Source organism: Halanaerobium saccharolyticum subsp. saccharolyticum DSM 6643, assembly GCF_000350165.1.
Taxonomy (GTDB): domain Bacteria; phylum Bacillota; class Halanaerobiia; order Halanaerobiales; family Halanaerobiaceae; genus Halanaerobium; species Halanaerobium saccharolyticum.
This window is the reverse complement of sequence record NZ_CAUI01000021.1, coordinates 127,998-141,763: the sequence shown is the minus strand read 5'-3', so window position 1 is coordinate 141,763 and position 13,766 is coordinate 127,998. Positions and strand designations below refer to the sequence as shown.

Sequence of the window (13,766 nt, the reverse complement as noted above, 5' to 3'; positions counted from 1 at the left end):
TCCACAACTCTTTGTCTTTAATTAATGATCTTTGCCATTTTCGGATCCCATATCATTCTCTGGTTCCGAACTGGATTCTGATTCTAAACTTTTAGCTTCCGAATCTGCAGCTGTTTGTTTTTGATCCGGGCTAAGTATTTCTAAATCAAGATTCAAACTCCCTTCTAAAACATATTCAGTGCTATATCTTTCTTTTATTTCTTCAACCTCAGGCTCAGCTGGATTAATATTTCTGTTTTCTGCAGGGTTTTTCTCCCCTTCTTCATCACCCTGTTCTTGATTATCTTCAGCAGCATTCGGTGGTGTTTCACTACTTTCTTGATAAACCGGAGCTGCATATGAAGGATAAAGCTGTAAGATAAGATCATTATTGTCTGGTGACTCAAGATAAGCATTTAAAATTGATTCAAAACTTTTATGTCCGGATATTTCAGCTTCATTTAAACCGCCCTGACTTTGCATGGGGGCTGTATCCTCTGGTCTAACTGTTTCTCCAGTATAACCACCGTCGATAAATAAGGTCGCTATTCCTGGCTCTGCATCTTCTGGAACTTTCATATTCAGTGTTTTGGTTTCAGTTCCATTCCGATAGCGGTGTAAAGTAAGCTCTACCTCCAGCTGATCTCCGGGATAAATTTCCTCATTTAAAACTTTTGCTTCCTGAATTAAAGCTACACTATCTTTTTTCTGAAAATCCAATTCCAATCTAATATCGATTAAATTTATTTCTTTAAACGGGTTTGTTAAAATTAAATCCAAAAGCCGGGAAAAATCATTAAGTGCCATACTACCAATATCACTTTGACTGTAATACATATTGCTCGACTCTATCTGCAGCTCAGGCAGACCTCTGCCCATAATCTTAACTTTTGATTCGGCTGACCCCGGACCAATTCTATCCAGAGCAGAATCAACTGCCTGTAAAGCAGCACTATTAGAAAGAGAAGAAAATAAATATTCATCATTAATTATCTGCAGACTAACCTCTTTCAGCAGCTCCCCATTTTCAGAAATAGATATATATAAAGGAGTGATTCGCGGATAACTGTTCATTCTACCTGCAATCCCAGCACCTCTATCCTGAGTTACTGAACCTAGCAACCTATGGTAGGGTGAACCTAATTTAAAGGGTTGTTCTGAACTTGGTATAACAGCGCTAATGTTAGCTCGACTTAAAAGATAATTTACATCACCTCTATTGGTAAATGGGTGACCAAAAGCTAAAAATTGGCCGTTATCAATATAGGTTAGAGTACCGATAGAAGCAACACTAATATCACCTCTGACCAATTGTACTGCAACCGCTTCCCCTGGTTCTGGTTCTTTTAGACTTTTATCCTCTTCTCTGATTCCTGAAGATGGAATTACTTCCAGATTAAGTTCAGAAAGGGTTTTTTCTAATCTATTCAAAGCCCGTCCATTAATTCCACTAACCATTATTGGACTTGAACTTCTTATGATATTTTCTCCTGGAGTAAATTTTTCGATATCAATCTCCATCTCACTAATACTATTACTTTTTTCTTTTTTATTATTTTGTTCTAAAAGTTTAAGCATTCTTCCAATTGGAGTTACCAGCCCATAACGATGGTCACTATTATTCCAACCATAGCCTATTGCTCCAATAAGAAGATCATTAATATAAATCGGACTTCCGCTCATCCCAGCTGCAATACCACCAAATTCTTCGACTTTTGCTCCTGTTAACTTAATTAAGATTAAGTTTTCATCTAGGCTGCGGTTATCCAGCACATCAATAATTTCAACATCAAATTTTTCTATTTTAGTGCCGGAAAAAACAGTTTTACCATAGCCTGTCATTCCAGCTTCTACTTCATCTAAAGGCATAGTATCTTCTGCAGCAAGTACTGGAATATTAATAAAAACTAATGCTATTAAAATGTATAATAAAATTTTCCTTATATTTTTATCCAACTTTAATCACTCTCCAGTTACTTTTAAGAAAAAACGCCCTGATTTCCTGTACTTAAAACATTTGAAATTTTATCTAATTCATTTAAAGCCTGGCCAGTCCCTTCTGCAACACAGGTTAAAGGATCATCACTAACGAAAACTCCAACCTCTGTCTCTTTGCTGAGGAATTTATCAATTCCTGCAAGCAGAGAACCACCACCTGTTAAAATAATTCCTTTTTCTACTATATCAGCTGATAATTCTGGAGGTGTTTGCTCCAATACTCTTCGAGCAGCATGTGCTATATTATCCAATAATTCTTTAAAAGCCTTATTTGTTTCTTCAGCCGATAACTCGATATGTCGGGGTAAACCTGTCATTAAATCTCTTCCCTTTACTTCAAATTTAGCTGAGAAATTTGGATCTGCACTGCCTATATTTATTTTGATCTCTTCGGCAGTAGACTCACCAATAACCAAATTATAATTTTCTCGGACATAACGTACTAGGGCTTCATCAAACTTATCGCCACCAACTCTGATTGACTCGCCAACTACAATTCCACCCAGAGAAAGAACTGCAATTTCTGTAGTCCCACCTCCGATATCAATAACCATATTCCCTTCGGCCTTCTCAATCCCAAGACCAGCTCCAATTGCTGCTGCTATAGGTTCTTCAATCAGATAGGCTTTGCGAGCACCAACCTGGACAGCTGCTTCTAAAACTGCTCTACTTTCCACACCTGTAACTCCTACTGGAATACAGACCATTATTTGCGGCTTGATAAATCTACTTTTAACTCCTACTTTTTTCAAAAAACTTTTGAGCATCATTTCTGCAACTTCAAAATCTGCTATTACTCCATCTTTTAATGGGCGAACCACCTTTATATTGGCTGGAGTCCTCCCTAACATTCTTCGAGCTTCTTCGCCAACGGCAATTATCTTATTTGATTTTGAGTCTAAAGCAACAAAGGAAGGTTCCTGCAAAACAATTCCTTTACCACTTTCATAAATGATTACTGTTGCTGTTCCAAGGTCAATCGCAATTTTTTTGCTGAATTTATTTAATATATTCAATAGATTACTCCCCTCTGTTAATTACTTTTTAAATCATCAGTAATTTTAACATCCTTTTAATGTAATTTTTCTAAAAAGAACAGTACTACAATCCTCTGTTGACAACTTTAACGCTTTTCGGCTTCTCCGGATTTTATAACTGCTGCTTTTGTAAATAAAGGACCAAAAATCTCAGTCAAAGCTGCTGTTAAAATTACCATATTGAATATCATTAAAGAAACATCTGAAACTACTGTAAACTGTTTTTGAACTGAAAAAGCTAGAGCTATAGCAACTCCACCCTGAGGAAACAAACCAAGACCAATATATTTCTTTACTACAGGAGATACATCAAAAAACTGGCCTGCTAACATTGCACCTCCATATTTACCAATAATTCTTGATACTAAAAAAACAAAAGCTGTAATTAAAAAAACTGAAGATCCCATCTGCGAAAACCTGATTTCTGCACCAGCAAAAATAAAGAACATTGCATATAATGGTATTGTTAAAGTGTCTAGATATTCTGAAATATCAAGATTCTTTTCAGCAAAGTTCCTGATTGCAAAGCCGAGTGCTAAATTAGCAATTAAGGATGATAATCCAAAAACTAAGCTCAAAGCTGAACTTAAGACTACCGAAGTCAAAATTGCTACAACTTTTTTAGTTTTATCATCTACCATACTGATATAATGCTGAGTTAAATATCCAATCAATAATCCAATTATTATGGCTGCTGAAATTTCTACCATTGGAACCAAAAGCAGCTGAATCGACAAAGCTTCTCCTGCGCCAATAAACATCATAGCAACTGGACTGATCAGAGCAAAAAGAATTAGGGATAAGGTATTATCTAAACCTACTACCGCCATCAAAGTCGAACTGAGAGGTCCTTCCGCATTATATTCTTTTAAAACCATTATTGTTGAAGCGGGAGCTGAAGCTGCAGCAATAGCACCCAAAAGAAGTGCCATATAAATTGGGGCTCCAATTATATAGACGGCTAAAGCTGAAATTATAGCCCCTCCAAGAGCTTCAAAAATAGTTATAATATATATACTTTTACCAAGCCTTTTAAAAGTTCTTAATGAAAGTTCACTACCAATTGTAAAAACTATAAAAGCTAGTGCAATTTGAGTAATATAGTCTAGTTTTATAATTAAAAACTCATACCAACTGTGAAATTCACTTTCCAAAAATGGAATTAAATTTAAAATATCTGGACTGATTACTATCCCAAATAAAACATAACCTACTACAATTGGTAAACTGTATTTTTTAGAAAATATTATCGCCAGCATCGCCAGTACGAGAAAAAACGCAATTAAATAAATTGCTCTAGTCTGCAGCTCATTGATATGAAACCAATGCTGTAGTTGTTCAAGCTCAATTGCCGCTTCTACATTGTTTTCCATTCTCACACCCCATTATAAACTATCAATCTTAAAATAAAATTAAAATAATTGTGATCTTTGTGTGAAAGCTAGATCAGCTAATCCATTTTTCCTTCTCCGGACTGAATGACAGCGTATTTTGTCATTAAGGGACCAAAAACTTCAGTTATCGCTGCAGTAAGCAGCAAAGTGTTAAAAATCAAAAGCCCAACCTGAGTATCTTGAACATACTGTTTTTGGACTGAATAGGCCAAAGCAATAGCTACCCCACTCTGAGGTAAAAGTCCAAGTCCAATGTATTTTTGTACTGATTCCGGGGCTCCAGAAAATCTCGCTGCTAGAGTTGACCCCCCCACCTTACCGATGATACGCGCAGTTAAATAAACAAATGCTATCAGCAGAAAACTAAGGGAACCCATCTCTGAAAATCTGATTTCTGTACCTGCTATTATAAAAAACATTGCATAAAGTGGTACTGTTAGTGTGTCCATTTCCTCTGAAATTTCCAAATTCTTTTTAGCAAAGTTACGAACTGCAAAACCAACAGACATATTTGCTATTAATGCTGAAAAGCCAAAGTAAATCGAAAGAGCAGAACTTAAAGTAATTGCTGTAACAATAGTTAATATTTTACGAGTTTTTTCACTAAATTTGATTAATAGATATTGAGTTATGTAACCAAAAAATAACCCTAAAATTATTGCCCCGAAAATTTCGATTAAGGGCACAACAATGATTTCTGATAAGTTGATTGTGCCTCCACCTTGATACTGCGAATAAGCAATCGGGTTAATTAAAGAAAAAATAATTAAAGCAAAAGCATCATCAAGGCCAACAACCGCCATAATTGTTGAAGTTAATGGACCTTCTGCATTATATTCTTTTAAAACCATTACTGTTGCAGCGGGAGCGGTAGCAGAAGCAATTGCCCCAAATAAAAGAGCCATATAAAGTGGACGTCCAATAAGATAAACCGCTGAAGCAACCACTAAAAAAGCCGCAGCAGATTCCATAATTGCTATCGAAAATATACTTTTTCCAAGCCTTTTGATAGTTTTTATTGAAAGCTCACTACCAATTGTAAAGGCAATGAAGGCAAGGGCAATATTAGTTACATAATCTAAATTGGATAAAATAAAAGTATACATTCTAGACATTTCCTGGTCTATTGCAGGAATAATTGATATTATATCAGGACTTAATATAATACCTAAAAATACATAGCCAACAACTATTGGAATTCTATATCTTTTAGCTAATAAAACTACTAAAAAAGCAAAAAGTAGTAAAAAAGAAATTAAATAAAGTTCTTTGTTAGCAATATTATTTAAACTCATCCATTTCTCAACATCATGTGCTGAAAAAGATACTATATCATTCATAAATTTCATCCCTTTTTAATTTAATTTTTCTTATAAACTTATAAATCCATTATTATAAGTCTATTAAACAAAGAATATTTTATTTTTCATCATCTTTATTCTCTGCCTCATCTAATAAGTAATGCAGTAGATTAGATCTTTCAATAAAGCCCCTTAAATAGTTCTCATCATTAACAACAAAAAGCATTGACTCTTTATTATTTAGCATAATATCAGCTATCTTTTTCATATCACTGTTTTCTTTAACTGCATCTCGGTTCCGAGACATATATTTTTCTACCTTTTCATCTTTAACATACTTTAAATTTTCTACAGCTTCATTTACTTCATAAAAAAGACGGCTGCTGTCTAAAAAACCAAAACTTTCTGGAATAATATTTTTTAGAATATTATTACTATAAATTGTACCCACCATTTTATTTTGATTATCAACCACCGGTAAGACCGAATGTTCGGATCTATACATTAAGATTATAGCCTTGCGAATACTATCATCTGGAGTAACTGAATTCATTGTTCTAATCATGTAATCTCTTACAATACTCAATCTTTACACCTCCAGCTTATTAATTTCTAATCTATCTAAACAACAACTATATTCTTCTCTACTAGTTAAATAAACTTCTTTGTTTTCTGCAATCCATAAAGCTGCTGATCCACCCCTGAGATTTGCTTCTATAAAATCAAAGTCATCTGTTTGAAAAGTGTAATCTAAAAAGGCAGTATTGTAGGCATCACTTGCGCCTAACCAATTAATAATGCAATATCCGGTTGGAGACAATTGATAAACATCACCATTTTCATCAAAGAGTATCCGGTCACAGTGGAAAGGTATCATAACTCTTTTGGCACCCATTTCCTGCATCTTCTTTCCAGCTTTAATATAATCTTCTTTTTCGTTCATCTCAATATCTAGAATTGATTTGTGATGTTTAAAGTAAGGAGCTACAATATCCGGCTCTGATGCTAAAGCCAATTTTAAAGCCTCACCACTTGCCTGAAGAAATACTTTTTTTCCAAGATCTTTGGAAATTTTTATTAAGCGTTGATAAATATCAAAATCCACCCCAGCTGGAACTGAACCTGAAATTAAAATGCATTCACTTTCTGAGATTGATCTTTTAAAACGTTTTATTAATTCTTCTACTTCTTCTTTTTCGACTCTAAATGTATAGTCATTGTATTGAGTATAAGTTGCAGGATCTTTACCAATCACCTTAACATTATTTCTTATTTCACTTTCTACAGGGATATAATTACTGATAATATCATGTTTTTGAACCATTTTTTCAAAAAACAACCCCTGCTTACCACCAACAAAACCAATATTTTGTACATCTTCATAACCGAGTGATTTAAAGTTAATTGCACTAATTAAACCTTTACCACCAGGATAAACCTTTAAATCTTCTTCACTATAAATAAATTGATTTTTCATAACCTCATTTTTATCTACAAAATATTCGCGGTCAATTGCAGGGTTTAATGTAACTGTTGTAATCATTTTCTTCACCACCTTGTTTTATTGAAAAACTCAAATTGATTTCAAAACAGAAAACCGCTGAAATATCAGCGGCAGGTTTTATTTACTCAGATACTTTATTTATTGATGCTCCAACTCCCCGGAGCCTCTTTTCTATATTTTCATAACCTCGCTCAACATGATAAATATCTTTTACTTCTGTTTGCCCTTCAGCAGCCAATCCTGCCAGAATAAGTGCAGCTCCTGCTCTCAAATCTGTAGCTCTTACTTCGGCACCACTCAGGCGCCCAGGTTTGATGAGGGCACTGTGTCCATCAATTTTTATATCTGCTCCCATTCTTTTCAATTCATCTACATGCATAAATCGATTCTCCCAAACTGTTTCAATAATTAAACTTGTTTCATCAGTTTGAGTTAGTAAAGCCATCATTTGAGACTGCATATCTGTAGGAAAACCAGGATATGGTAAAGTTTTAACATCAACAGATTTCAAATTTTTGCTTGCTTTGACTCTAACTCCTGCAATATCTTCTTCAACAGTAATACCCATCTCATGCATCTTTGCAATTAATGGTTTTACGTGTTCAGTCAAGACATTACGCACAAAAACATCTCCAGCAGTAATAGCAGATGCTATCATATATGTACCAGCTTCAATTCTATCAGGTATAATACGATGCTCAACTCCATGCATCTCATCTACACCTTCAATTTTTATTATATCTGTACCTACACCTTTAATTTTAGCTCCCATAACGGTCAGGAAGTTCGCTAAATCTACAATTTCAGGTTCACGAGCAGCATTTTCAATCACTGTTTTTCCTTCTGCTCTGCTGGCAGCAATCATAATATTGATCGTTGCCCCAACACTTGGATAGTCCAGATAAATTTCTGCTCCGGTTAAATTATCAGCCTTAACATCCACAACTCCATGGTCCAGATTAACTTCTGCACCTAAAGCTCTAAAGCCCTTCAAATGAAGGTCAATAGGCCGATTACCGATATTACAACCGCCAGGTAATGTTGTTCTGGCATGTCCTGATTTAGCAAGCATTACGCCTAAAATATAATATGAAGCCCGTAATTTTCTAGCTAGCTCATGATCTGCCTCTGTTTTGGAAACTGCAGTGGGATCAATTTCTATACGATTCCGATCCCGCTTAACTTTTGCACCCATTTCTTCAATTATACTACATAAATTTGTTACATCTCTAAGTCTTGGAATATCTTCTAAAACTACTCCAGAATCAGCAAGTAGTGATGCAGCTATAATTGGTAATGCCGCATTTTTTGATCCTCCAACTTTAATTTCTCCTTCAAGTGGATTCAAACCTTGAATAATATACTTGTCCACCTCTAAAAGCCCCTTTCTAAATAAATCACGCCTTTAAAGGCCGCTTCAGTCAAATTTTATCATAGTAATGACAATTATTTTTTTTGGCAGCCTATACAGCTTGTACCTGTTATTTTATCAAATATGCCAGCTTTTTTATAATTAATTTTTTCTTCCGGCGCTTTGTCCATTAATTCCTTCCAACAATCACTGCAGAGCAAAGAGCCTGCATTCTTTATAATTTTATCAGATACTCCCTTTTTTTGCAACTTTTCTTCTCGCTCAGGAATCCTGCCAAATTGTTGTGATACTGCATCTTTTCCAACAACTGCCAAAGCTACATCTCCACGGAATTCAGGTGAGTTTTTTCTATTAAAACGAACCCCTTCTTTTCGCGCCCATTCTATATATTTTGAAATATGATTTTTAGCAATATCTCCCCTAATAATCAATTTATATGCTTCGTCATTTTTTAAAGCGCCTTTGACTTCAGGATATAATGCCTTTTCTTTAATTTGGTCTTCAGTTAAATAAGCAATTACCCTTTCTTCAAATTCACCCAAAAATCTATTCTTTTCTCCTTTTTTTATCTCTTTAGATCCAAAAGCTCCCTCGCGAGCAGTTTTCTCCAATTTACTTTCTCCGTTATTGTTTTTCATAGAGTATACCCTCCTGCTAATATTTTAACACTTTGCAGAGGTAATGTGCAACTTTCATTTGCTATTAAAATCAATGCAAAAAAGGACCCTTCTCAGGGTCCCTTTTTATATCTAATTTCATTTATTGTGTTTTTATAGGCGGTCATAGCCGTGATCATGATGTCCAGCTGCCTTAAGGCGAGCCTTTGCACGATCATAAGCTGCTTCCGCACGAGCGAAATCAACATTATCTTTCTCTTTTTCTAGCTTTTCTTCAGCTCTCTCTCGAGCAGCTTCAGCCCTTTCAATATCAATTTCTTCCGGCAGTTCAGCTGTTCTAACAACCAGATTAATCTGATCCGGCTGAACTTCCATAAAGCCGTCACTAATTGCTATCTGGATTTCCTCACCATCTTTAACAACTCGCACAACTCCAATCTTCATTGCAGTTACTAAAGGTGCATGGTCAGGTAAAATACCAATCAGGCCATCTATCGCAGGTCCTTCAATCAAATCTACCTGCTCACTATAAGCCAATTTTTGTGGAGTTACTACATCTAACTGAATTTTTGGTGCAGCAGCCATTGGCTACTCACCTTCTTCCAGCTGTTTAGCTTTTTCTACTGCGTCTTCGATTGTACCTACCATATAAAAAGCTTCCTCTGGTAGATCATCATAACGCCCTTCTAAAATTCCTTTAAAACCGCGAATTGTGTCATCCAGTTCAACATACTGACCAGGAGTTCCTGTAAACTGCTCAGCAACAAAGAATGGCTGAGATAAGAATCTCTCAATTCGACGAGCTCTATTTACTACAATCTTATCTTCTTCAGATAATTCGTCCATACCTAAGATGGCGATAATATCCTGTAAGTCTTTGTATTCCTGTAAAATCTCCTGAACCTCACGCGCAACATTATAATGTTCTTCACCAATGATTCTTGGATCAAGAATATTAGATGTTGAATCAAGTGGGTCAACAGCAGGATAAATTCCTTTTTCCACAATATCTCTGGAAAGTACTGTTGTAGCATCTAAGTGAGCAAATGTGGTTGCAGGAGCAGGGTCAGTCAGGTCATCTGCAGGTACATATACTGCCTGTACAGATGTGATTGAACCTTTCTTGGTTGAAGTAATTCTCTCCTGTAAAGTACCAACATCATATGCAAGAGTTGGCTGATAACCTACAGCTGAAGGCATTCTACCTAAAAGAGCAGATACCTCAGAACCAGCCTGGATAAAACGGAAAATATTATCAATAAATAATAATACATCCTGACCAGCTTCATCACGGAAATACTCTGCCATTGTTAAGCCTGTAAGACCAACACGCATCCGGGCTCCAGGCGGCTCATTCATCTGACCAAAAACCATGGCCACTTTATCCAAAATGTCTGCCTCCTGGAATTCAAGCCAGAGGTCATTACCTTCTCTAGTTCTTTCTCCTACACCAGAGAATACAGAATAACCACCATGCTCTGTTGCAATATTATTTATTAGCTCCTGGATAAGTACTGTTTTACCAACACCAGCACCACCGAAAAGACCTACTTTACCTCCACGAGTATAAGGTGCTAAAAGGTCAATAACCTTAATACCAGTTTCGAAAAGTTCTGTTGTAGACTCTAAATCTTCAAATTTAGGAGCTGGACGGTGAATAGGCATTCTTTCATCTGTTTCTACCTCACCACGATTATCAATTGTATCTCCTAAAACATTAAATACTCTTCCCAATACAGCTTCACCTACAGGTGTGCTGATTGGTGCACCCTGATCAACAGCTTCCATTCCTCTAACTAATCCATCAGTTGAGGACATAGCAACAGAACGAACTCTATCATCACCGAGCTGCTGCATTACTTCACAGGTTAAATCTATATCTTTTTCTTCATTCTCTATTTTAACTGCATATTTAACCTTTGGTAATTTTCCATCCGGAAATTCTATATCAACTACCGGACCAATAACCTGAACTACTCTACCTATGTTCTGGTCACTCACGCAAATTCCTCCTTTATAAAACTTTATTTAAGTGCCTCTGCTCCACCAACAATTTCTGTGATTTCTTTAGTAATTTCTGCCTGACGAGCTCTATTATATTTAAGTGTTAAATCATCTATCATCTCACTTGCATTTTCTGTAGCAGAATCCATTGCAGTCATTCTGGCACCAAATTCACTCGCTTTAGACTCTAAAAGAGCTGAATAAATAACATTAATTAAATACTGTGGTAAAATGTTATCAAAAACTTCAGCTGGCGAAGGTTCGAATATATAATCGACATATTTTTTAGTATCGCTGCCTTCTTCTGCTGTCTCTGCATCCATCTGCTGCTCATCATCGGATTCAATTTTTTTTGCTTCCTCGGCAAATTCTTCTACCGGTAAAAGCTGCATCTTTTTAACTGTCTGACTGATAGCAGAATTAAAATGAGTATAAATCATAGATACCTTATTAACATCTTCTGCCTCAAAATGATGAATAATCTCATCAGCAATATTGTTGGCAAAACCATAACCTGGATAATCATCAAGCTGAACATATTCGGCCATTATATCCGCTTCACGTCTTCGGAAATAATCTCGTGCCTTACGGCCTAAAACCAGCAAAGAAACCTCTTCTTCCGTTTCTACAATTTCTTCAGCTATATCCATTACCTTATGATTATAGGCTCCACAGAGACCTCTATCTGCTGTAATAACAATCACTAAATGCCTGCCGCCTTCTCTTTCTGCTAAAAGTGGGTGGTTTTTTTCTTTAGTCCTTGTAAAAACTCCCCTCAAAACTTCAACTGTTTTATTGAAATAAGGTCTGGCATCTTCTGCTCTATCCTGAGCATTTTTCAGTTTAGCGGATGCAACCATTTTCATAGCTCTGGTTATCTTTTGAGTGTTTTTAACACTACCTATCCGCCGCTGAATATCTCGCATATTCTGCATTGTTATTTCACCTCAGCTTCCTCTGCTTCGGTATCAGATCCCTTAGAATCATTAACTTCAGTTTCAGCTGATTCATCAGATTCATTAGAATCCATATCTACAATAGTATTTTCTTTAACCTGGAACATTTCTTTAAACTCTTTAACCATATTATCTAATTTTTCTTTAAGCTCATCAGATAATTTTCCAGATTCAAGAATCTCATCTTTGATTTCAGAATAGTTGTTGTCTACAAAGCTAAGATATTCTTCTTCAAAACGCTGTAAATTATCAACTGGAAGATCATCTAAATGACCATTAGTTACCGTATAAATTATAATGATCTGTTCTGCTACCGGCATTGGCGAATACTGATTCTGTTTTAGAATCTCTACAATTCTTTCACCACGGGCCAGTTTCTGCTGTGTTGATTTATCAAGGTCAGATCCGAACTGTGAGAAAGCCTCAAGTTCACGATACTGAGATAAGTCAAGACGCAGAGTACCAGCAACATCTTTCATTGCCTTTATCTGAGCATTACCACCAACACGAGACACAGAAATACCTACGTTAACAGCAGGTCTTACACCTGAGAAGAATAACTCACTTTCCAGATAAATCTGTCCATCAGTGATAGAAATTACGTTGGTAGGAATAAAAGCGGAAACATCTCCAGCCTGTGTTTCAATGATCGGCAGTGCAGTTAAAGAACCTCCACCTAAATCATCATTTAACTTAGCTGCACGCTCTAATAAACGAGAGTGTAAGTAGAACACATCACCAGGATAAGCTTCACGTCCAGGTGGTCTTCTTAAGAGAAGTGACATGGAACGGTAAGCCACCGCATGTTTGGAAAGATCATCATAAACTACTAATACATCTCTATCATCTTCGTACATAAAATGCTCACCCATCGCACAACCAGAATAAGGTGCGATATATCTAATCGGAGCTGGCTCACTTGCTGTAGCAGAAACCACTATAGTGTAATCCATTGCTCCTTCTTCTCTTAATCTTTCTGTAAGTTGAGCTACGGTTGAGTTTTTCTGTCCAATAGCTACATAAATACAAATTACATCATTATCCTTCTGATTAATAATTGTATCAATACCAATTGCTGTTTTACCAGTCTGGCGGTCACCGATAATTAATTCACGCTGACCTCTACCAATTGGAGTCATTGCATCAATTGATTTTAAACCTGTCTGTAATGGAACTTCAACAGGCTGACGCTCAACTACACCAGGCGCCTCAGATTCTACAGGACGATATGTATCACTATCAATTGCCCCTTTTCCATCAAGTGGCTGTCCAAGTGGGTTTACAACCCTACCTAATAAAGCCTCTCCAACAGGAACCTCAACAACACGACCGGTACGTTTTACATCATCACCTTCTGCAATTAATGTTTCGTCACCGAGTAAAACAACACCGATATTATCTTCCTCAAGGTTTAAAGCCATTCCGAATACTTCATTAGGAAATTCTAGAAGTTCTCCGGACATAGCATCTTTAAGTCCGTAAACATGTGCGATACCATCTCCAACATCTAATACAGTACCTACACCCACGGATTCTAATTTTTGTCCATAATTATCTATTTCTTTTTTTATAATAGAACTTATTTCTTCAGGTCTCAGTTTCAA

Annotated in this window: 12 protein-coding genes; all 12 read right to left on the bottom strand. The window is 36.1% G+C overall.

The features are described from left to right. Positions 1-21: 21 nt before the first annotated feature. The 12 genes from HSACCH_RS09155 to atpA all read right to left on the bottom strand — a co-directional run bounded on the left by HSACCH_RS09155 (position 22) and on the right by atpA (position 13,766). Complete coding sequence (locus HSACCH_RS09155; protein ID WP_005489354.1) at positions 22-1,935, bottom strand: SpoIVB peptidase S55 domain-containing protein; 1,914 nt, start codon at positions 1,933-1,935, stop codon at positions 22-24. A 23-nt stretch (positions 1,936-1,958) separates the two neighbouring features. Then, the gene (gene mreB, locus HSACCH_RS09150) at positions 1,959-2,993 is read right to left on the bottom strand and encodes a rod shape-determining protein (protein WP_005489353.1); all 1,035 of its coding nucleotides are present in this window, start codon (positions 2,991-2,993) and stop codon (positions 1,959-1,961) included. 107 nt (positions 2,994-3,100) lie between these two features. Further along, a complete protein-coding gene (locus HSACCH_RS09145; RefSeq protein WP_005489352.1) occupies positions 3,101-4,387 on the bottom strand; it encodes a cation:proton antiporter in 1,287 nt (428 codons plus the stop codon). 77 nt (positions 4,388-4,464) lie between these two features. Then, positions 4,465-5,748 (bottom strand): cation:proton antiporter, encoded by a 1,284-nt coding sequence (locus tag HSACCH_RS09140; protein ID WP_005489351.1) that lies wholly within the window; start codon positions 5,746-5,748, stop codon positions 4,465-4,467. 79 nt (positions 5,749-5,827) lie between these two features. After that, positions 5,828-6,295: a CBS domain-containing protein gene (locus HSACCH_RS09135; protein WP_005489349.1), complete on the bottom strand. Its 468-nt coding sequence runs from the start codon at positions 6,293-6,295 to the stop codon at positions 5,828-5,830. 3 nt (positions 6,296-6,298) lie between these two features. Then, positions 6,299-7,252, bottom strand: coding sequence for a 1-phosphofructokinase family hexose kinase (locus tag HSACCH_RS09130; RefSeq protein WP_005489348.1), 954 nt, complete (start codon positions 7,250-7,252; stop codon positions 6,299-6,301). A gap of 82 nt (positions 7,253-7,334) precedes the next feature. Then, a complete protein-coding gene (locus HSACCH_RS09125) occupies positions 7,335-8,585 on the bottom strand; it encodes a UDP-N-acetylglucosamine 1-carboxyvinyltransferase (RefSeq protein WP_005489347.1) in 1,251 nt (416 codons plus the stop codon). Positions 8,586-8,659: 74 nt separating this feature from the next. Next, the gene (locus HSACCH_RS09120) at positions 8,660-9,223 is read right to left on the bottom strand and encodes a YueI family protein (RefSeq protein ID WP_005489346.1); all 564 of its coding nucleotides are present in this window, start codon (positions 9,221-9,223) and stop codon (positions 8,660-8,662) included. Between the two features lie 132 nt (positions 9,224-9,355). Next, entirely contained in the window at positions 9,356-9,787 is a 432-nt protein-coding gene (locus HSACCH_RS09115; protein ID WP_005489345.1) for a F0F1 ATP synthase subunit epsilon, read from the bottom strand. 3 nt (positions 9,788-9,790) lie between these two features. Further along, positions 9,791-11,203 (bottom strand): F0F1 ATP synthase subunit beta, encoded by a 1,413-nt coding sequence (atpD, locus tag HSACCH_RS09110; RefSeq protein WP_005489344.1) that lies wholly within the window; start codon positions 11,201-11,203, stop codon positions 9,791-9,793. Positions 11,204-11,226: 23 nt separating this feature from the next. After that, a complete protein-coding gene (gene atpG / locus HSACCH_RS09105) occupies positions 11,227-12,141 on the bottom strand; it encodes an ATP synthase F1 subunit gamma (protein ID WP_005489343.1) in 915 nt (304 codons plus the stop codon). A gap of 2 nt (positions 12,142-12,143) precedes the next feature. Beyond that, on the bottom strand, positions 12,144-13,766 hold the full coding sequence (gene atpA, locus HSACCH_RS09100; protein ID WP_005489342.1) for a F0F1 ATP synthase subunit alpha: 1,623 nt from the start codon (positions 13,764-13,766) through the stop codon (positions 12,144-12,146).